Here is a 22,323-nt window from a genome sequence, read left to right as displayed (position 1 = left end):
GCTACGTAGCCGACTCACAAGAATGGCCGCGCTGTGGCGATCTGAGCCAGACGTCCGGACGACATCATTCCAAGGGCGACTTCTCTCGCGACGGATCCGTTCGTCTCCGCGTAGAGCCAGCCTGTGTTGGATGGCTGCAGAATCGCTGTGACAGGTAGATACCGCGCGAGATCATCGACCGGTTGCCACAACGCCGCCACCCTGAGGATATGGATAATGTTGACGAGAGGCGCGACAGAGCGCCAATTCAATGGATCGGTCCCGAACCATGTCCTGACCAATCGCTTGGACGCGAATGTCGCGGACAGAGAACGATGAAATCCGAAACCAATCGTCAGCAGAGCGTTCTTCACCGAAGCCCTCGTTAGTGCATCCACACAATGCAGTGTTCTGAATACCGCTGCGAACGCTTTTGAGAGGTCGCACTGCCCAGCGTCCCTGCAGCGGATGAACCTAGGGCTGCCGCCTGGCTCGTTCGCGCGCATGCTAGTGAAGCGGAAATGCCAGGCGCGCCTCTTCGCTATCTTCTCCGGGTCGACCTTCAGCGCTTGCTCGATAAGCAGCTTATTGCGGATAGGTTGCTTAGCGCAGCCCGTGATGTCTGCGACCTTGCGAGTGGTGACGGTACCCATGCTCCCCTCGGAGTTCCCTGTTGGCGTTGACGGCGCTCGGCCAAGGTTTGGCAATGATCGTGCCAAGACTGCGTCAGGGAGACAAATCCGTGCGTTTGAAAGCAGATAGTGCGCGCGAGCGGCCTCTCTGAACATTGTTGTAATCCCGACCTAGCCGCATACCGCTGTTACAAACCCGACAACGTCGGACATCAACAAGAGCCTGCGTTTGCTGGGAGTGAAGACAGTCACCAGCGCGCGCTCACCAGAACAGCACCGGCTTCGCGATTGCAGAATCGATTCGTTCGGATCGAGGTCGCCAGATAAAGCTCGAATGTGAATGGACAAGACGGACGCTCAGCTTCTCATCCAGCAAAAGCGGCCGCAGGAGCGTCGGCATCGCGCCGCCCCTAGGGGGCGGGACGCGGAATCGACTGCTGTCCTTAAGAGCGATTAACAAAGACTACCGCTTAACCTGAGGCGCTCGGCGCCAATCCTGTCGCCTGGATCATCGGTGTACTGATAGGTATCATCAACGGACGGCCAAATCGCGTCGACCAGCTACCGCCCTGGACCTACCGCACTCAATATCTCAAGGCGGTAGCCTGAGAACGACGGAAATTCTCGGGTAATCGAACATGATCCGCTACGTCGGGTGACCGGAGTGCCTAGGTGCTTAATCCTGCGGTCAAGTGGATCCGATCGCGTCGCGTCCACGACAGTGATGTTCGGCCGACGTGCCGCTGCGCTCGCAGTTAATCTGCCGAACACAATACAGAACGACTTTTTTTGGGGGCCTGTCTTGCGGAATTGGCACGACTCTTGAGTTTCGCTCATTGCGCGGCGGCAGGAGCAGCCAACCGGCCTCCACTTACTGATCTTCGCATTTGAGAAGGAGCTAACAATGAAGACCGATAAGCCACCCTATGGTGTGACCGAACTAACTCCTGAAAAAGGCGATCCCAACTTCGAATGTGGCCTTTGACCGTTTGTGGGCGCAGTTGACGGATTGGTGTAGCAGCCGCTGTAGCTATATATGCGCACGTTTGGTCTTGCACCTAAGCCGCACGGTTGGATCTGAAGAACATAAGTGGCGCAAACGCCATCATGAATGCGGATTAGCAGCTTCCAGGGCGTTCGAGAAGACGGCGTTCAGGCGTTCATCTGCTTTGGCAATCAACGGGTTAAGTCATGGATCGTCTGGACTTTCTTCGGACAAACATAGCGAACAACGAGCTGCCAACCTATGTCTACGGCTATCCTTCGAAGCGAGCATATCGGGCTTTTTCCCAGCCACTCCGCATAACCGATGTCGTTGAGCAGGCCGATCGCTCAAAGCAAATCAACATCTATATCCATATTCCGTTCTGTCGCTATCGCTGCACCTATTGCACGCTCTTTCTTACAACGCGCCATGGAGGAGAGACCGGGGAGTCTTACGTTGCTCGACTGGTGGAGCACATCGCTCGATATGGAGAATACTTCGGAGATCGGGAGGTTGTGAGTATCTACTTCGGCGGCGGCACTCCAACTCTTCTGACGCAGCATCAATTCGGCGCGCTTTTCGCCGCCCTCGATGCAGCCTTTCCAAAACGAAGCCCGCGATGTGAGACGACGGTCGAGAGCACGCCAGACTCTTTCGACAACAACCTCCTGGATTGCCTGAAGGCACTTGGCGTCGACCGAATGAGCATGGGTATCCAAAGCATGGAGCCCGGCGAGCTTGCGCACTCTGGCAGGCCATATTCGCTCCAGACGGCAAAATCGGCAATCAACGCCCTTATCGCGCGTTTCTCTCACGTCAATCTTGATCTGATCTACGGCTTGCGTGGCCAAACCCGTGACTCTTTGATCTCTTCGCTTGGCCGGGTGCTCGACTATGAGCCGCAGACACTCTCTCTGTATCCCGTTGTTGTTCGTCCGATGACGAGCATCACTATCTCGAAGGCGCACAATCCTGAACTGTTCCTCTCTGAGGCGGAAACGTATGAGGTCTACGATCAGAACGTTGCACTGATGGCGTCCAAAGGTTACCGCCAGGAATCCTTCACACGCTTCACCAGGATTGCTGGCGATCATGCCTACCGGCAGGAGGTGTCGGATTTTAAGGGAACGCCCCTGCTAGGACTGGGGGCCGGCGCCAGAAGCTATTTTGGCCAATATCATTGTAGCACGGACTACGCCGTAGCCTCGAGTGCGGCTTCGCCCATCATCAACGCCTTCTCGGCTCGCCCCTTCGATCCCGACGCGATAGCCTCGCACGGAATCTGGCTGACGCAGGAAGATCTTCGGTGTCGTTACGTTCTGCTTGGCCTCACGTTGTCAGCTTTGAGCAGAAGTAATTACGCTGCAGAATTCGGACGAGCGCTCGCGGCTGATTTTGGCGAAGAACTCGAGGCGCTTGAATCTTTGCAACTCGTGAATTTGGCAGAGGGTGACGCTTATCAACTGACGCGAACGGGGTTTAAGTACTCTAGCATCATAGCTCGGATGTTTTACTCCGCCAGGATGGCGGCCCTCGAGCAGCAATATCAGGCAGCGTAAGGTCCAGCATGCAAAAGATGGCGAAGGACTCACCCTTTTGGTGGGATTCGGGCTACGCTGACCACGACGTGTCGTGTATGGGTGGTCCGAGTCCCGAAATCTTCGAGATAACCCCGGCTCTGCGCGCCAAGAGTGTGATTGTCGAGCTCGGTTGCGGCGAGGGACGCAACGTCCTCTATTTGGCCCAGCTTGGTCATCATGTCGCCGCAAGCGATATATCTGAAGCCGCTATCTCCAAACTGAATCGGCTCGCAGGCGCTCTGGGCGTGAATATAACGAGCGCTGTCGCTCCTGTTGAAACATTCCAGTCGCCTGCTTACCTCGACGTCTTTATAGCGCACTGCGTGTTGCATTTCACGGAACGGGCCATCTGGAGGCCGCTCGTGACGGAATTGATGGATCGGACACGGCCTGGAGGGTTCCACTGCTTCACCAACACGCTTGATCAAGCAGATCACCCTATCCCTGAGGAGAGTTTGGCATGCGGTCACAAGAAATCGTTCTCGCGTGGAGAGCTTGCGGCGATCTATGCGCAAGGCGGCTGGGAGATCTTACGGTCCGATCATTACATTAAATGGGACTCGCACCCCGGCATTCCAATTCATTCTCACTGCATCGAGAAAGTTGTGGCTCGTAAGCCAATTGGATCTGAAAATCTCTCGCGAATGAGAGCTGAGCCCATTAAGCCAGCCGGAGTAATCCCGGCCAAACAGTTTGATAACTTGAAACTCGGCACACAACGCGCTGCTGCAATTGAAATGTTTGGTCGGCCGTCATGCGGGAAGATGATGACAATCGCTCAGAAGACAGTTGGAGGCAACAATCAAGAAGCCATATCCGACGGATACGTGCGTGAGGATATGATTTATGGCAATCACGGCTTGCAGTTCGTTAACGGCACGCTCGCCGGCAAGTATCGATACTTTACACCCCCGAAGCGTTTAATCATTCGAGATGCGTGATCCTCGAACGTAAGTTTTCACTAGCCGCCTTGGCTGCTGAGGGTTCGCATTGCCCTTCCAGCAAGAACAATAATTGCAAGCTTGCGAGCCTGCTGGAGCAAGAGATGAACTATTTCGCAAGAGAGCGGTGACGTATTCAAATCGCCGAGCATGCGGCGCGCGCTTTGTGTCCGTCATCAGACTCATCGCGTTTCAAATCCGCCATCCTTGAGAGGAGAAGACGACATCGCCAGCGAAAACCGCAGGCGGTGTGCATCGCGTCTGCTGGCCTCGATCCTGCACACTACAAGCAGCGTGGAAGCGGCGCCAACAACATCGGCCATTCGGGCCTCGTTCCAAGCTGGCGCGCGCGTTGTGTTTCGTGAGGTGAGATGCGATCTGGAGTTCTTTCTTGGGGTGCCGCAACAGCAGCGCTCGTTGCAAGCGGAGCGGTCAATTCGACAGATCTTAAGCCGGCAGTAAAAGTCCCATCGGTGCGCTGGAGCTGGACTGGAGGATATTTCGGCGCACACGTTGGCGGGGGCTACGGCCAGACATCATTCAGTGATCCGTATGGTCCGTCACTCTACGGAGACGTCGTTGATACCCCAGTGTTCCTGCTGGGAGGCCAGATCGGCTACAATTGGCAGAAGGACCGCTGGGTCTTTGGCGTTGAGGTGGATGCCAGTGGCGCCGCGTCAGACGGTGCAAATACCTGTCTTGCCGCCTCTGGATCAATTGTAAGCGCAAACTGCAATGCGAGCCCAAACCTTTTTGTCACCGGCACCGGTCGCCTGGGTTATGCGTTTGGCTCGCAGGGACATACGCTGGCTTATCTCAAGGGAGGTGTGGCCTGGCAACACAATCAGGGCGATGTCGTCAACAACCGCGAATTTAGCTGGGCGCCACAGAATGCCACTCATTTCGAGTATGGTCGGGTCGGTGGCACAATCGGCGTCGGCGCCGAGCAGGCGATCGCGCCTGCATGGTCCGTTGCACTTGAGTACGATTATCTGTGGTTTGGTGGACCAAGTGTGGCAACCCCTCCGACCGCACGGCTTCCGTTGGCAACGGTCCCAGCCAACATTACCCACCCGTCCGGCAGCTATCATATCGGCAAAATTGCTCTTAACTATCATTTCGGTGCCGATCCGAGGACGCCGGGATGGTTCGATACGCCGCCATTCGGGGCAAGGCCGACTGTCAGCGCGTCGCCGATTGCCTTCACTCAGGGTTGGTCGCTGGAAAGCGGCACACGGTTATGGCTGAGCCGAGGAAGGTTTCAATGGGGCGCCGGGAGCGAGCTCGTATCAAGGCTCACCTATCACAAATTGGATGGGATCTCCGGCGAGTTGTTCGAACGCGTGGATAGCCCGTGGGGGATATTCCTGAAGGGCAATATCGGTTTCGGCCGCTTCAACAACGGAACTATGAACGATGAAGATTGGGGCGTTGCCTTCGCCTATTCCAACACGACATCGGCCCAGACGAACGGAAGGTTCATGTACTACACGGCCGATGCGGGCTACGATTTCTTGCGCGGTACCGCCTTCAAAGTTGGCGGGTTTATCGGCTGGACCTACTACGGACAGAAATCTGACACGACAGGATGCGCGCAGATCGCGTCCTCGCCGCCATGCTATCAAGCAGTCGGCGGAAAGATGGTCATCGGCAGTCAGGACACTGATTGGAATGCGCTGCGCGTCGGTCTGAGTGCTGAAACCATGTTGCTCGACCGTTGGCGCGTGAGCGCCGATGTTGCTTACCTGCCCTGGACAGACTTCCAGGGCCGTGACAACCATCTGTTGCGGGATTTGACGTTCTTCAGCGATCAACGCGGGAGCGGTGGCAGTGGTGTGCAGGTCGAAGGGATCCTGTCTTATCTCATCACCGATAATTTCAGCCTCGGCGTCGGCGCCCGTTATTGGGCCATGTGGACTCCAAAACATAGCGAGATACTCCCCAATAAAGCCCAAAAGGAGGGGAGCTCTCCTGTTGCCGAGGGGGCCTTTCCTGCGAACTATCGCATGGAGCGATGGGGTACGTTCCTGCAGGCCTCCTACAGGTTTGACTGAAACTGCTCGCTCGCCGCTCTAAGCTACGGAAGCCGCGACTATACATGACGAAATCGCGGATCCCAGGATTCGATGCAGGTGGAGACCAAGAATAAAGCTGCAAGCTTTCGGGCCTTTCAAGCCCGCAAGCTTGCATTGATTTACTGAAGGTGACGGCCAGGCCGCCGTTGGGGCGGTGCTGCGTTATTCCAATCGATCTTTGTTGTCAGAGCGCCCGCCGACCTTGAGACGAACCAATTCGCAAGAGAGCGGTGACGTATTCAATTCGGAATCGCCGAGCATGCGGCACGCGTTTTGTGTCCGTCATCAGACGCATCGCGCTTCAAATCCGCCATCCTTGAGAGGAGAAGACGACATCGCCAACGAAAAACCGCAGGCAGTACGCGTCGTGTGCACTGGCCTAGATCCTGCAGACCTTAGACGGCGTGGAGGCGGCGCCAACAACATCGGCCATTCGGGCTTGGTTGCAAGATGGCGCGCGCGTTGTGTTTCGTGAGGTGAGATGCGATCTGGAGTTCTTTCTTGGGGTACAGCAACAATTGCGCTCGTTGCGAGCGGTGCGGTCAATTCGGCAGATCTTAAGCCGGCAGTAAAAGTCCCACCGGTCCTGTGGAGCTGGACCGGAGGATATTTTGGCGCGCACGTTGGCGGCGGCTACGGCCGGACATCATTCAGTGATCCGTATGGTCCGTCAATCTATGGGGATGTCGTCGATACCCCAGTGTTCCTGCTGGGAGGCCAGATCGGCTACAATTGGCAGAAGGCAAACTGGGTCATTGGCGTTGAAGTGGATGCCAGTGGCGCCGCGTCCGACGGCACGAATACCTGTCTTGCCGTCTCCGGATCTGTTGTGAGCGCAACCTGCAATGCGAGTCCGAACGTCTTTGTCACCGGGACCGGTCGCCTGGGTTATGCGTTTGGTTCGCAGGGCCATACGCTGGCTTATCTCAAGGGAGGTGTGGCCTGGCAACACAATCAGGGCGATGTCGTCAACAACGACGAATTTCGTAGCGAAGACCACCCCGATGGCTTGGCGTCACAGAATGCCACTCATTTCGAGTATGGTCGGGTCGGTGGCACAATCGGCGCCGGCGTCGAGCAAGCGCTCACGCCTGCATGGTCCGTTGGACTTGAGTACGATTATCTGTGGTTTGGTGGACCAAGTGTGGCAACCCCTCCGACCGCACGGCTTCCGTTGGCAACGGTCCCAGCCAACATCACCCACCCGTCCAGCAGCTATCACATCGGCAAAATTGCTCTGAACTACCATTTCGGTGCCGACCCGCGGACGCCGGGATGGTTCGATACGCCGCTACAGGCGGCGACGCCGCCCGTCAGCGCGCTGCCGATTGCCTTTACTCAGGGATGGTCGCTGGAAAGCGGCACACGATTCTGGCTGAGTCGCGGAAGGTTTCAATGGAATCACGGGGGCGAAGTCACAGGGAGCGATCTCGAATCAAGGATCACGTATCACAATCTGGATGGGATCTCCGGTGAGTTGTTCGAACGCGTGGACAGCCCGTGGGGGATCTTTCTGAAGGGCAATATTGGGATCGGGCGCTTCAACAACGGCAATACGAACGATGAAGATTGGGGTGCTGACACCTTCGCCTATTCCAACACGACATCGGGCCAGACGAACGGAAGGTTCACGTACTACACGGCCGATGCGGGCTACGATTTCTTGCGCGAGACCGCCTTCAAGGTTGGCGGGTTTATGGGCTGGACCTATTACGGCCAGAAATCTGACACGACAGGATGCGCGCAGATCGCCTCCTCGCCGCCGTGCCATCAAGCAGTCGGCGGTAAGGTGGTCGTGGGCAGCCAGGACACTGATTGGAATGCGCTGCGAATCGGCCTCAGCGCTGAGACCGTGTTGCTCGACCGTTGGCGCGTCAGCGCCGATGTTGCCTACCTGCCCTGGACAGATTTCCAGGGGCGCGACAACCATCTGAGGCGCCCATTGACGACTTTCGAGAATCAGCGCGGGAGCGGTGGCGGTGGTGTGCAGGTCGAAGGAGTCCTATCTTATTTCCTCACCAACAATTTCAGCGTCGGCGTCGGCGCCCGGTATTGGGCTATGTGGACTTCAAGACATAGTAAGGAACTCGACACCCGTTCCGAGACGGAGGACAGTTCTCCTGTCACCGCAGCACCTAATCCCGCGAACTATCGCATGGAAAGATGGGGTACATTTCTGCAGGCCTCCTACAAGTTTGATTGAAACTGCTCGCTCGCTGCTCTAAGCTTCGGAAGCCGCGACTATAGATGACGAAATCGCGGATCGTGGGGCTAGAGTCGGGCGAAACCGAGAATCAAGCTGCGCACTTTCGGGCTGTTCAAGCCCGAAAGCTTGCAATCGATTTACTGAAGGTAAAGGCCAGGAGCCGTCCAAACCATCGTTTGATGTCAGAGCGCCCGCCGCACTTCGGACGTCACTAACTCTCTGCAAGGTGGAACGTCTGACGCAGTCCTGCCATTTTCAGGTTCGATCCGTCTGCCACAGCCAGCCAATTCGTAGCGATCGAGGGCTCATCTCGCGGTGTTGCCTGGAGTATCGGTCCGCTTAAGCGTTACCTTCAACGCCTGGCGCGTATCCATTCGGCGCAGGCCGCAGAGTCACCGGACGAGCGGTCCACGACTTTCTTTGTAGAACCTGATCAGCTCGATCAGGTTTTCGATTGTGAAGTCCGTGAACGCCTTGACGCTGTCTTCGCCGACGCCTCAGACTCAGATCACCCCGTGCTCGGTCTCCATTTCATTCGAGATGTAGCCACACCTCGCCTTCCGAGCTCGACCCCGAGGTGATGGCCTGATGGACCTTGTTCACGTGTACAGGTTCTGCTGGCCGCTGATGCCGAGCCGGGCGACGAGGAGATCGCCGCGAGTGTTGGCGTGAGCGGTTCAACCGTGTAGCGGACCAAGGGCCGCTTCGTGGAAGGCAATATGGAGCGGGCGATGAGCGAAGAGCCGCGTCCCGGACACAACCCTGGCGAAGCCCAGCCGCACGAGCACCACAAGTGAACAGGCCGAAAACTACCACCATAGCTGCATGGCTCTTGCACACTACGTGCGTCACTTCTTGGAGAGCACCACCTCCACAGTTCTGTAGGCTCAATGCTCCGGACCGCGATCATGTCCGTGGTCAGGTCAACCCGCGATATCGATCCCTCTTGAAGTAGGCCGCCCGAGTGCTCGTCTGAGCTCAGAAAACTGCTGGAACATGACAATCATTGCAATCATTCCAGCACCCAGCTCAGCGATTGCTTGACTGGCCAACAGTCCGTTGAAACCCGATACGACTGGCAACACCAGTACGGCCGGTATGAAGAAATAGCCGTGCCTCGCCAAGGACACAATCACGCTGAGGCGTGCTCTCCCGAACGACTGAAGCATCGTCGACACGAAACTCTCAATACCAAAAAGCCAAAAAAAGAGATGGAAAACGATACAGGTTAAGACGGCAATTTCCGTGACGTTCTCGTTGTCGCTGAACAGTTTGACCAACGGTTGGGCAAAACTCACAACGGCCGCAGAATACGCAACCGAAAGCGCGACAGTCATGAACAGCATGAGCTTTGCGGTCTTCCATACGCGGGGAAGATCGTGCGCGCCCCAACCGAAACCCAGGACAGCTTGAGAGCCCATACAAAAGCCGGTGACAGGCAGTGCGCCGATCGTCAGCAATCGCACAGCTATTCCCATGGCGGCGATGCAGTCGTCCCCGAACGGCGCAGCAGCTCCGTACAAGAGCATGGAGGCAATGGCAGACAAAATGCCGGTCATGGTGGCTGGCGCACCTATGAACGCGATCTGTCTGATGCGACTTGTTTGCAATGAGACGTAAGAAATCTTGACGAAGACTATCCCGCCTAGCTTCGAAAAATGCGCGATATAGAGGCTAATGGCAGCGATCTGAGATACCAGCGTTGCGAGGGCTGCGCCTCGCACACCGAGGTTCAGTAAGAAGATGAAGGCCGGATCGAGCACCGCGTTCAGTATGAAGGCGGTAAGCATCGTCCACATGCTGAAACGTGTGTTGCCCTCGGCTCTAACGATGAAGCCGTTGACGATGTTTAGAAGCATCAGGGTGTACCCGAACAATAGCGTCGCCGCATAGTCGAGCGCCACGGGCATGATGGTTGGAGTTGCCCCGAGCGTTACGAAGATCCGTCGCAAGTTTAGCAGTAAGAGAACCGTAAACATGATACCAATCGGAGCGGCCAGGGCCAGTGCGGTACTCGCGCCCCTACTTGCCTCCAGGTACTCACCAGCACCAAGATGGCGAGATATGAACGAGGCTGTTCCAACACCGATTCCCTGACCGACTGCCGTCAGCAGGACCACGACAGGCAAGGTCATGCTGACAGCTGCGATCGCCTGCGCACCAAGTGCACCAACAAAGATCGCATTGACGGCCTGCTGTACCGCGTTGATCGATAGGCCAACAATAGACGGAATTGCGAGCCGCAGGATAAGGCTCGCCAGATTGGGATCCGATAGATCGATGTTCTGCTTCTTCTTTGCCATCACATCTCGATCGCACTCGACCGCCACTTCCGCATCCGGCTCATTCATGGATGACGGTGTCGCCGGCTCTTCCGAATTCGCTGATCGTCAGCAACAGCTCCTGTTGCAACACCGTGCAAAGATTATGGGTCACCTCATAACCGATCTGAGTTGGATCATACCTTGTTTCAATCTGTAGACGGCCGGCTTGATATCCGACGTCGAACCAGAAGAGGTGGCTTGCGGCGGCTTCATCCATGTCTTCGCCGATCCAGATTGGAGACGGGTCCTGGGCTAGGAGGCGGCGCGGAAAATGGTGCTGCAAACCCGCTCGATAATTCAGTCCGATTTTAGGTAAGGGCAGACGATCGATCCGGCTCCGCACGGCTGGATCTCGGTTTACAAATTTCAAAACCCGAAATCCTACTCCCCTGCGCGGCAGGGCATTGCGCTGGCGGTTTATTGAACGAGCACGATCGGGACGAGCCTCCGTTCCGGCGAGACTCAAGGAAAGCGGAACGAGCTCGCTGATATGGCCAATGATCTGCGATGGATCGATATCTTCAAACAGCCGACCTCGGGTCGAGGTAAGGCTATCAATCCAGAGCGAATAGTTGCCGAAAACACGCCCACAGGCCCCGGATATCGCGGCAAGAAATACGTCGATGTCCTTACAATGCGTCGATCTGGCTGCAATATTGAGCAGATCAGCTGTCGCTTCTTTGCCAATCTCCAGATGATGCTTGGCCTGATCTTCCCAAAGGACCCGGCAATTTGCGTCATCCGCGCAACCTTCAAGGCGTGCATAGTGAAGCTCTCTCGCGGTCACTTGCGAAAAGCTCGCGCTACCCGCCGACGTGGGGCTGACATGCAAATTGAACTGATCGTAGTCGATCCTCTCCCAGTATTCGAGTTCGGCTGGCGCCTCGCTGTTCGCGTAGTGCTCAAGGCGCTCCAACCATGGAGAGAGCATTTGCATGGTCTCGGGGCCGCTTACGGCGTGGCCTGAGCCAAGAGCGTCGTAGGCCGCATCCAATGCTTCAAGGAACAGTCGATAGCCTATCCCGTCCGCGACAAAATGATGCATCAAGACCAGCAGATAGTAATCGCCGCTTTCCGATGTGCGGAACACCGTGACGTTAACAAGAGGCGTCTGGCCGTCAAAACGAAACATATGTTGACGTCTTGCTGAGATGCTCTCGATTGCCTTACGCTGCCGCAGGCTGGTCATTCCGCCAAGATTGATCTCCTCCACGAGACGTTCGGCCACGGAAGCTGCGATCGTCAGACGTAGACCATCGTCGGTTCGGGCGATACGGAGCCTGAGGCCTTCGTGCCTATCCATGACATGAGCAAGGGCGCGCTCCAGCAGCCGGATATCCAGCATCCCGCCGGGCAGGAAGAACAGATCGCCTATGTTGTAGTGCTCATCGAAGCCGACAAGAGGCTTCCAAGATGCGATTGCGGGGGTAACCGGCAACGACCCGTCCACGGAAGGGGCGGTATGGAGTGCAACCGTCGCTCCATCTGCCGCCAATTCCCTAATTGTCGGCGTTCGATAGAGTCGGTCAACAGTAAGATTCAGCCCCGCTTTGCGCGCCAACGTGACGCAGCGCACGCTTAGAAGAGAATCTCCGCCGATATCAAAGAAGACCTGATCAATTCCGACCCGCTCGACGTCCAATAGATCCTGCCAGATCCCAGCAAGAATACGCTCCTTCCTCGTGCGGGGCTCGACAGATGGAGCAGGTCCGACCTCGCGGTAAGGAACGGACGACAAGCCCGCACGATCTATCTTTCCGCTTGTCGTGAGGGGGATATTGTCAACAAAACGGAAGGCGGCGGGAATCATGTAGGATGGCAATGAGTGCTTAAGATGGGCGACAATCTCTTCCGAGCTTAGACTGTCGCGCGCGGGAATCACGCTGGCGATCAAACGACGATCGCCGTCCATGCCATCTGCAGCGACCGCGGCCTTTGTGATTGCGGGATGAGACTCAAGAGCCTTTTCCACCTCCTCCAGCTCAATCCGATACCCCCGTACCTTGATCTGATTGTCCGATCGGCCGCAAATCTCGAGAAGGCCGCTGGTTGAGATGCGGGCAATATCGCCGCTTCGATAAAGGACGCTGTACTGTCCGTCACCATAAGGATTTGGCACGAAGCAACGTGTTGTCCGCTCTTGATCCCTCCAGTACCCAGCGCTTACGCAGCGCCCCGCGATGCAGAGCTCACCGGCGGCTCCGACAGGGACTCTCTTCAACGCGGCATCGAGCACGTAGAGTTTGACGTTATCGATTGGGCGCCCAACGGGGACGAGCGACACGCCGTCGTCGGCATCCGACGTTTTGTAGACTGCGGCGTTGGACGCACATTCCGTAGCACCATAGAAGTTCCACAACGGCACGTCCGGGAAATGCGTACGCCAGCGAACTGGGAGCGAAGATGACATCGGTTCAGCGCTGCTTGTGACGAACCGCAAGGAAGTGGATCTTGGCTGCCGCTCTTGGGAGGCAACGAGGCCGCTCAGGAGTGGCGGCGAGGCAAATAAGTGTGTCGCGCGACGTTCCGCCAACGTGCTCAACAGCAGATCTGGATCCAGCAACTGCCTACGGGTCAGGATCAGCGCAGGCACACCTCTTAGAAGTCCACCGAAGTATTCCCAGGCGGACGCAACAAGTGATGCGGACTTCTGGACAACCATCACGTCGGTGCTCTCGAACGGAGCGGTTCGCCACATCCAGTTCAGTCGATTAAGAATTGCCGACTCCGGTATGAGAACCCCCTTCGCCTTCCCGGTCGAGGACGACGTGTATATAAGGCTCGCAATTCCCTGATCTGGTGGTTTGTCGCCGCACTCAGACTCGTGCGCGAGCGTGCCGCACCCTTCCAGGGTTAACGGGCAAATCGACGGCAGGTCAAAACCAAGGTCAGTGGTACTTGCGTGAACCAAAACCTTTGCCCGACTATCTCGCAGGATATGGTCCATCCGATCACGCGGATAATCCGGCGATATGGGGACAACGATGGATTGCAAGGCTCGTGCCGCAAGAATAACAGCGGCCACGTCAGGCGACCGATCGACCAGCATGGCGACCCTGTCGCCAGCTCCCACCTCAGACGCCTCCAGTAAGGACCTGATTGCTGTTACGCGCTCACGCAGATCGCCGAATGTGATCTCACCGAAATCACCAAAATATGCCACTTGGCTGCGATGAGAGGCGCCGATTTGCTCGAACGCTTCGACAAGTGGACATTCAGTCGCGTATGACTGCGCCGAGCCGTGCAGCGAGTCCAGCATAACGACATCCGCCCCGCTGAGGCAGCTCAGATCCTTAACGGGCGCAAGTGGATTCTCAACGCAGGCCGCAATCAGACGGCGCAGATTATCAGCCATACGGACGATGAGATCGCTGGAAAGGATGTCTTCGGCATATGCTAGCTGGAGGGCGATTTCATCGCCCTGATCTTGTGCGTACAAGGTCAGATCGAATTTTACGTAGCCGGTGTCGTATTCGCGGAATGTCAGATCGAACTCATGCTGATCCGGTGGCTCCGCGGCCTCGGAGTACATGTTGAACATGACCTGGAAGATCGGCGATCGTTCCGCTTCGCGATATAGTCGGCTATCCTTTACCATCCAGCCGAACGGATATGCCGAATTTGCGATGGCATCGCTGACCAGGCCCTGGACGCGCAGGGCATGAACCGCAAAGGACTGACCGACATCGATCGCGGAACGGATTGGCAGCATATTCAGGAAAAAGCCGACAATGTCGGCACTGCCGGGTTGATCCCGTACGACGTGCGGTATGCCGACGATTACATCGTCCTGACCGCTGTACATCCGTAGCAGCAGCTTGAGGCACGCAAGGAGCGTTGTCGACGTTGTGCATCTATTTCGGCGCGCAAACTCCCGTACCTGATTGGAGAGCTCGCTGCCTAGCAGCACCGCATGCGAGGCTCCGCGGTGAGAATTTTCCCGCGGTCGCGCTTGTCCTGTTCCAAGCGAAAGCACCGGCGGATCATCACCAATCTGACGGCGCCAATAGCTGCGTTGGTTGGCCATCGCCTCTGGGGTCGCGTGCTGCTTTTCCCACACCGCGTAGGTCGAAAGGGAGGCGCGGTTCTTTGGCAACGACGCCTCAGCATGTAGGTACCTTTGTCGAAGGTCTCTGAGCAGAACAGAGATCGACCAGGCATCGATAATAATTTCGTGAGCGGTGATCAGTATCAGATGGTGGTCAGGGCGAAAACGGATCATGCGCGCGCGAAACAGATGACCTTGGCTGAGATCAAAGCTGCCGCTCAGCTCTGTTTGTCGAAACTCTGTGATCAGCTCCTCGGCTCGCCGCGCTGTGAGATGAGATGCGTCAGTCAACTCAAGATTTGCGCATTGCGGATCATCAAAAAGCTGAACCGGACCATCCTCGTCGATAAATCGTGCAGAGAGTGCCTGATGGAAATGAACGACATCGGGCCAGACACGGTTGAATGCGGCCAGATCGATGAAGCCTCTTATTCGCAGGCCGCCTTGAATGATGTAGTTCCTGGCAGACGGATCGAGCTGGGAAAGAAACCATAGGTGTTCCTGAACTCGCGTTAGAGGTGCTCGCGCAAGCTTTCCGTACGCGGGGGCAGTGCACGGTTTGGATTCGACTCGGGACGCGATCGAAGCCGCAAGAGACCGTATCGTTCCATTCAGGACCAGTCTGAAATCCGTTCTCACTCCGAGCTGGGTCTGCAATTGACCCAATATGAGCATTGCTCGGAGCGAGTCGCCGCCGAGGCTTATGAACTGATCGTTCACGCCAATGTTCTCAATGCGCAGAACGCTTGCCCAAATTTGACACAGCTGGGCTTCGAGCTCTGTTCGCGGCCCCTCGAATGGCGTCGGCAATAAAGGACGAACACTGGTCGGGTCCGGCAATGCTCCAAAATCGACTTTTCCGTTTCTGGTCCGCGGAATACAGCCGACGTGGATGATCCTTTCCGGCAGCATGTAGGTAGGAAGCGTTTCGGCAACAAAGTTCTGAAGCTCGGCTTCCGTCACTTCAGCCGGAGCTGACACATATGCGATTAGCCGCCTCGATCCAGTTTCTTGCTCCGCGCTTGTTATGTCTCGCGCCATAAGTTTTACGCCTGCGCAGACGGAGGCGACCGCGACAGCGCCATGTACCGAATGATGAGCGCAGAGGCGGGCCTCTATTTCTCCCAGCTCAATTCTGTGCCCACGGATTTTGACCTGACGGTCCCGTCGACCGAGGCATTCCAAGAGACCATCGGAACGGACGCGCCCGAGATCACCTGTCCGGTATAGGCGCCGAAACCGCGGGTTGTTGGAGAACGGGTTTGGCCCAAAGGCATCCTTGGTGCGAACATCGTCGTTGACGTAACCAGCAGCGACACCAACGCCGCTCACACAGATTTCGCCGACCTCTCCCGTGTCGCACAGACGAGATCCATCGGTGACATAGACCTCAAGGTTCGCAATCGGCTTGCCGATCGGAACATAAGTGTCTGCCACCGCGGGCGGTACTGATACCAGATTGTGCGTAACGCCGTCGGCGCACTCGGTGGGCCCGTAGTGGTTGAGAATGGGGACCTGCGGATATAAGGCAAGCCATGCGCGCGCCAGTCCGGGTGTCAGAGGTTCTCCAACCGTCGAGATAATCCGCAAACTTTCCAGGGCTCTCTCAGCCGCCGCAAGGGGCTGCAGATATTCAACAAATACTGCAAGCATTGACGGGACGAATTGAGCAACCGTCGCGCCGTGCCCTTGAATTGCTTTAAGAAGAGATACTGGCGATTTCAGTGTCGCATCATCAATGATCGCGATACTGGCTCCGACGCAAAGCCCTGCCAAAAGTTGCCACAGCGAGATGTCAAAGAAATGCGATGCCGTCTGCGCGATGCAATCCGTCGGAGCGAGGGCTAGGGCATCAATTTTTGCCGCCAAATGATTGTTTAAGGCTGCATGCGCAATCATTGCGCCCTTAGGCTGGCCCGTCGAACCAGACGTAAACAGAATGTAGGCGAGTCCATCCGAGCTCGATGATAGCACGAAAGACGAAGGTTGGCCCTCACGCAGCGCCGCCTCTATCGGCATGAATTGGGTAGTGCCTTTGCTGCTCGGCCGGAACAGGCTGAGCGAATGCTGCTGGTCGGGGCCGATAATCAAAGCACAGCGGCTCTGCTCAATTATGAACGATGTACGTGAAGCCGGTAACGATGGATCGAGCGGTAGGTACGTTGATCCGGCCTTCAAAATTGCGACGACCGCCGTCGCCCAGTCGAAGCCGCGCTCACCCCAATATCCGACGACCGCGCCCCGAGCGCCATGCTCTCGTAGCCTCCTTGCGAGGGCATCCGATCGTAGTCGCAGCGCCTCGTAGGTGAGTTCGTCTGCGCCGATTCTCAGCGCAATCCTCTCCGGATCCGATCTTGCAAGGCGATCGATCGCCGTGATCGCCTCAATCGGTTGACGTTCCACAAACTGATTTTTTTTGAATAGATCTCGGCTAGGCATACGCGTCCCCCCATTCATCGCCTTCTGGGGCCCTTAAATCAGAACACCGACGATCCTGATTGAGGGTATGCAGTGCGTAGCCCCCGGTATCGGCCGGTCATAGTGTGCCGGTTTGTCCGTTTCTTAGCTTGCCGTCCTTTGCGTTCACTACTGTTACCTCGATGATCGTCAGGGGAACGCGGCCGGACCCTAGGTCCCCAAATTGGCGTTGGCACCTACCGGATCTTGTAGTCGACACGCGTGGGTCTGCATGGCACCGGCAACCAACGGGCGCCTGGACTATGGTTTGGTGCTCTCCTCATGAAAGCGGACTTGGCCCTCGCCGGGCTGCGGATTCCTATGGCGCTCAAGCGGTAACATCGTTTGTGCAAGAACCAATACAGACACATGTTACCGTTTCCACGAGACCAACGTCGTTTTCACAGCCGCTGGAGGGCAGTCGTCAAGCGCTCAAAGGCGGACGAAGGACAGTCGCCAATCACTGCCAGGGCCGATGGTGCTCAAGCTGCTGATCGCCACATCAAGGTCTTGGCCTCGGCTCAAAGGCGCAAATCAGTTGCCGAAGGTCATCGCAGTTGTCGGATACGACGGCGGTATTGAGGTCATGCACGTGCCGGCAAAACACGCGGCCTGATCACCTCGTCACCTAAATCCCGAATAGCTCATCTTATTGAGCCGTCAATTCAACGGAGATTGCTTAATGATTATTGATAACGAAGAGGAAGTACCACCGGCTCTGTCAACCGGTGCGACGCATATGCTCATCGAGCTATGGGGAGCGAAAAACCTCGACGATCCGGATCTTGCGGAAGACGCCATCCGAAAAGCCATCCATGCGGCGAGCGCGACATTGCTCCACCTTCATGTTCATAAGTTTTGTCCGGGCCACGGTGTCTCGGCAATAGCGTTGTTGGCTGAATCGCACATGACCTTACATACTTGGCCTGAGAGGTCCTATGCAGCTGTTGATGTATTCGTATGTGGCGACAGCAATCCTGCGAGCGCCGTTCCAGTTCTAGTTGAGGCCTTTCAGCCCGAACGGTCGGACGTTCGCAGCTTCCGGAGAGGTGTGTCAATCAAGCCAACCGGTTGAAGCAGATGGTCGATTCCTTGGGTGAGGGCATCGAGCTCGCTGCCTCAATCAAAAAAATATCAAAGCTCGACCGCGGGGCTTCCTCACATATGCTTATTTGTTAGCCGTCAATATCGACCATCATTAAAGATTGCACGGACTTATGGCGCAACGCCTGCCCGGTGGTAGCGCCCCCTCTCCCACAACTAACACTTGCTTCGGCACGGATGCGCCTTGGCTATGGCCATTGCCGTTTTGGACCTTCAATCGAGCGCCTTCAGGTCAGCCGCACCGCCTTCGAGCCGAAACTCAGCTCCTCGAGATGCTTGTTCCGCACGGATCTGGCCTGGGGCACGGTGGTCGGTCGCGAGCACCGCATAGACCGCCGGCAGCACGAACAGGGTGAACAGCGTGCCGATCGACATGCCGGCGACGACCACGAGCCCGATCGAGAATCGGCTGGCCGCCCCGGCGCCGGTCGCGGTCAGAAGCGGGATCAGGCCGGTGACCATCGCGGCCGTCGTCATCAGGATCGGCCGCAGCCGGATGCGAGCCGCCATTTCGATCGCCGAGCGACGATCTAGCCGTTGGTTGACCTGGAGCTCGTTGGCGAACTCCACCATCAGGATGCCGTGCTTGGTGATCAGGCCGACCAGGGTCAACAGGCCCACCTGCGTGTAGATGTTCATGGTGGCCACGCCGAAGAACAGCGGGATCAGGGCCCCCACGATCGCCATCGGCACCGAGATCATGATCACCAGAGGGTCGCGCAGGCTCTCGAACTGCGCCGCCAGCACCAGGAAGATGATGATCAGCGCGAAGCTGAAGGTGACGGCGAGCTGATTGCCTTCCTGCACGTACTGCCGGGAGTCGGCAAGGTAGTCGTGGCTGAAGCCCTGCGGCAGCTTCTTGGCTTCGCCTTCAAGGAAGTCGACGGCCTGGCCGACGGTCACGCCGGGCATCGGCACGGCCGAGAAGGTCGCCGAGTTGAGCTGGTTGTAGTGGGTCAATGAATTCGGAGCGGTCGACGTTTCGATCGACACCACCGTCGATAGCGGCACTTGCTGGCCGTTGCTGGTCGCCACGTAGTAATTGCCCAGCGCTTCCGGTGAGAGCCGCTGGGCGCGTGGTACCTGCGGGATCACCTGATAGGAACGGCCCTCCAGGTTGAAGCGATTGATGTAATTGCCGCCGCCCAGGATCGCGAGCGCGCTGCCGATGTTCTGCATGTTGATGCCGAGATCCTGAGCCTTGGCGCGGTCGACGTTCACCTTCACGGTCGGCTGGTTGAAGGCGAGATCGCTATCGGAGACGATGAACATGCCGCTCTTGCGCGCGGCGCCCTTCAGCTTCTCCATCTGCTCATAGACGGCCTGGAAGCCTGCGGTCGAATTGATCACCATCTGCACCGGCAGGCCGCCGGGTCCACCGGGCAGCGGCGGCAGGTTGAAGGCGAACGCCTGGACGCCCTCGATCTTGCTGAGCTCGGCCTGAACCAGCGGAACCAACTGGATCGAAGAGCGCTTCCGTTCATCCCACGGCTTGAGCAGCATGCCGGCGATACCGTTTTGGGGACCGTTGATGCCGTTCAGCGCGAAGCGCAGATCGGTCTCAGGAAAGCCTTGCAATTTCTTGTCGAGCTTGTCGCCATAGAAATCGAGATAGTCGATGTTCGCATATTTCGGCCCCTTGATCACCGCGAACACGATGCCCTGGTCTTCCTCAGGTGCCAGCTCTTTCGATGTGTGCATGTAGAGGAACCCGACGAGCCCAAGGATCGTCACCGCGACCAGCCCGGTGATGGCCTTATAGTCGAGCGAGCGGTCGAGCCTGCGGCCATACCATCGCGTGACGGCGCCGAACAACCTGTTCACCAGTTTTGCAAACCGGCCCTCTCCCGTGTTCTTCAGCAGCCCCGAGCACATCATCGGCGACAGCGTCAGCGCGATGACGCCCGACACGATCACCGAACCTGCCAGCGTGAAGGCGAATTCACGGAACAGCGAGCCGGTGAGGCCCCCGAGGAAACCGATCGGAGCGTATACCGCGGCGAGCGTAATGGTCATGGAGATGACCGGACCGACGATCTCGCGCGCGCCTTGCAGCGCCGCCTGCACCGGCGTCTCACCCTCCTCCAGATGGCGATGGACGTTCTCCACCACCACGATGGCATCGTCGACCACGAGGCCGATCGCGAGCACCATGGCGAGCAGCGTCAGCAGGTTGAAGCTGAAGCCGAGCGCCAGCATCAGCGTACAGACGCCGATCATCGACAGCGGGATGGTGACGACCGGGATGATCACCGAGCGGAACGAGCCCAGGAACAGGAAGATCACCACGATCACGATGATCACGGCTTCGCCCAGCGTCTTCTCGACCTCGTCGATCGACGACTGAATGAACTTGGTCGAGTCGTAGGCGACCTTCATCTTCATCGACGGTGGCAGATTGCGCTCGAGCTCGGGGAACAGCGCGCGCACACCGTTCACAAGGGTTAGCGGGTTACCCTGCGGCGTGGCGTTCACGCCGATGAAGATCGCGTGCTCGCCGTTAAAGGCAACGCTCGCATCCGTGCTCTGGGCTGCAAGCTCAACGGTGGCGATGTCCTCCATCCGCACGAAGCCGCCATCCTTGGCCTTGACGATCAACTTCTTGAACTCGTTGACGTCGGTCAGGCCTGTGTTCGTCGTGATATTTGAGAGGATGAGGTAGCCCTTGGTCTGGCCGGCCGCGGACTGGAAGTTGTTGGCGGTGATCGCGGCCGCGACATCAGCCGGGGACACGTTGTGGCCGGCCATCTTCACCGGGTCAAGCCACAACCGCATCGCAAAGGTCTGGCCGCCCAGGATATCGGCGGACGCCACGCCATCGACGGTCGACAGCACCGGCTGCACGACGCGCGTCAGATAGTCCGAGATTGCCGAGCCCGAGAGCTCCTCAGAGGAGAAGCCTATATACATCACGGCCGTGGTCTGGCCGGTGGTCTTGGTGACGACCGGATCGTTGGATTCCTTCGGGATCAGATATTTGACCGAATTCACCTTGGCTAGTACCTCGGTGAGCCCCTGGTTCGGGTCAAAGTTAAGCTTGATGTAGACCTGGATGGTCGAGGTGCCGAGCACCGAAGACGAGGCAATGTAGTCGACGCCCTCGGCGGAAGCGACCGCCTGCTCAATGGGCGTCGTGATGAATCCCTGGACCAGGTCCGCAGACGCGCCGGGGTAGACCGTCGTGATGTTGATGACCGTGTTCGAAAGCTTCGGATATTGCCGGATCGGCAGTACCATCGCCGCGCGCAGGCCAATCAGCAGGATCAGCAGACTGACGACGACCGACAGAACCGGTCGCTTGATGAAGATATCGGTAAAGGTCATCGCTGCGATCTCGAATGCGTTTGCTTGAGTGGTGTGACCCGGTCTCACACCGGATGACGCGAGTAACGCGCCGGTTGGGCTGGAATGGACGGCGCCGAATCGGACAAAATCGCTACAGCCGCACCCGACTGCAGCTTGAGCTGGCCGACGGCGACGACATTGTCGCCCGGGTTCAGGCCCTTCGGCACATCCTTCAACATGGTTGCCGGGCAGCGCGACCGTTGCGGTCATCAACATGCCGGGCTTCAGGATTTTGTGCCGGTTCGCGATCGTCGCCTGCACACGGATGTTGCGGGTCTTGCTGGCGATCTGCGGCTCGGTGGTCATGACCTTGCCCTCGAAGACGCGGCCCGGACAGGCATCCAACTTGAGCCGGACCACCTGGCCGACCTCGAGGTTGACGGAATCCTTTCGCGTCGCCGTGAAGTTGGCCTACAGCTACGAGAGATCGGTCAGCGAGACGATCGCAGTGCCAGCGGTGAGGTACTGGCCAACCGCGGCTTGGCGCACGCGAAGATCGCCGGAGAACGGCACCTAACAGGCCCGCCTGCGCCTGGTCGTAGGCGGTCTGCGCCTGCTCGACCGTCGCCTGCAGACCGAACTGGCGCAACGCCAGCGACGTGATAACTTGGCGGGGCGCCGACTTTCTGGGCGAACTTTCAAAACGG

General features: G+C 57.5%; 9 protein-coding genes and 2 pseudogenes. 6 read left to right on the top strand and 5 right to left on the bottom strand.

Features of this window, described 5'->3' with window-relative positions; all coding sequences use genetic code 11:
* Positions 1 to 14: 14 nt before the first annotated feature.
* Positions 15 to 632 (bottom strand): hypothetical protein, encoded by a 618-nt coding sequence (locus A3M7_RS0113695; RefSeq protein ID WP_027544456.1) that lies wholly within the window; start codon positions 630 to 632, stop codon positions 15 to 17.
* 1,170 nt (positions 633 to 1,802) lie between these two features.
* On the opposite strand from A3M7_RS0113695, the gene A3M7_RS0113685 reads away from it, so the two are divergent.
* The 5 genes and pseudogenes from A3M7_RS0113685 to A3M7_RS48490 all read left to right on the top strand — a co-directional run.
* A complete protein-coding gene (locus A3M7_RS0113685; RefSeq protein ID WP_027544455.1) occupies positions 1,803 to 3,155 on the top strand; it encodes a coproporphyrinogen-III oxidase family protein in 1,353 nt (450 codons plus the stop codon).
* 8 nt (positions 3,156 to 3,163) lie between these two features.
* Positions 3,164 to 4,117 carry a methyltransferase domain-containing protein gene (locus A3M7_RS0113680; RefSeq protein WP_027544454.1) on the top strand — a complete coding sequence of 318 codons (954 nt, stop codon included), beginning with the start codon at positions 3,164 to 3,166 and terminating at the stop codon, positions 4,115 to 4,117.
* 473 nt (positions 4,118 to 4,590) lie between these two features.
* A complete protein-coding gene (locus A3M7_RS0113675) occupies positions 4,591 to 6,171 on the top strand; it encodes an outer membrane beta-barrel protein (protein ID WP_245284243.1) in 1,581 nt (526 codons plus the stop codon).
* A gap of 502 nt (positions 6,172 to 6,673) precedes the next feature.
* Positions 6,674 to 8,395, top strand: coding sequence for an outer membrane beta-barrel protein (locus A3M7_RS0113670; protein ID WP_027544452.1), 1,722 nt, complete (start codon positions 6,674 to 6,676; stop codon positions 8,393 to 8,395).
* A gap of 617 nt (positions 8,396 to 9,012) precedes the next feature.
* A pseudogene (locus A3M7_RS48490) lies at positions 9,013 to 9,153 on the top strand (IS630 family transposase); the annotation flags it as partial.
* Between the two features lie 168 nt (positions 9,154 to 9,321).
* On the opposite strand, the gene A3M7_RS44055 reads toward A3M7_RS48490, so the two are convergent.
* Both A3M7_RS44055 and A3M7_RS44050 read right to left on the bottom strand, forming a co-directional pair.
* Positions 9,322 to 10,749, bottom strand: a complete 1,428-nt coding sequence (locus A3M7_RS44055) for an MATE family efflux transporter (RefSeq protein WP_049823371.1) — start codon at positions 10,747 to 10,749, stop codon at positions 9,322 to 9,324.
* Complete coding sequence (locus tag A3M7_RS44050) at positions 10,742 to 17,209, bottom strand: non-ribosomal peptide synthetase (RefSeq protein WP_049823394.1); 6,468 nt, start codon at positions 17,207 to 17,209, stop codon at positions 10,742 to 10,744. The genes A3M7_RS44055 and A3M7_RS44050 overlap by 8 nt, the downstream gene beginning before the upstream one ends.
* A 700-nt stretch (positions 17,210 to 17,909) precedes the next feature.
* Between A3M7_RS44050 and speD the strand changes: the two genes are divergently transcribed.
* Positions 17,910 to 18,302, top strand: a complete 393-nt coding sequence (speD, locus tag A3M7_RS46490; protein WP_027544451.1) for an adenosylmethionine decarboxylase — start codon at positions 17,910 to 17,912, stop codon at positions 18,300 to 18,302.
* A gap of 242 nt (positions 18,303 to 18,544) precedes the next feature.
* On the opposite strand, the gene A3M7_RS0113645 is transcribed toward speD, so the two are convergent.
* Together A3M7_RS0113645 and A3M7_RS46485 are read right to left on the bottom strand one after the other, a co-directional pair.
* A complete protein-coding gene (locus A3M7_RS0113645) occupies positions 18,545 to 21,655 on the bottom strand; it encodes a multidrug efflux RND transporter permease subunit (protein ID WP_027544450.1) in 3,111 nt (1,036 codons plus the stop codon).
* A 44-nt stretch (positions 21,656 to 21,699) separates the two neighbouring features.
* A pseudogene (locus A3M7_RS46485) lies at positions 21,700 to 22,271 on the bottom strand (efflux RND transporter periplasmic adaptor subunit); the annotation flags it as partial.
* Positions 22,272 to 22,323 lie beyond the last annotated feature (52 nt).

The organism is Bradyrhizobium sp. WSM2254 (genome assembly GCF_000472645.1).
Classification (GTDB): Bacteria; Pseudomonadota; Alphaproteobacteria; order Rhizobiales; family Xanthobacteraceae; genus Bradyrhizobium; species Bradyrhizobium niftali.
Note: the sequence above shows the minus strand (reverse complement) of the source record. Positions and strands in the feature narration are given on the sequence as shown.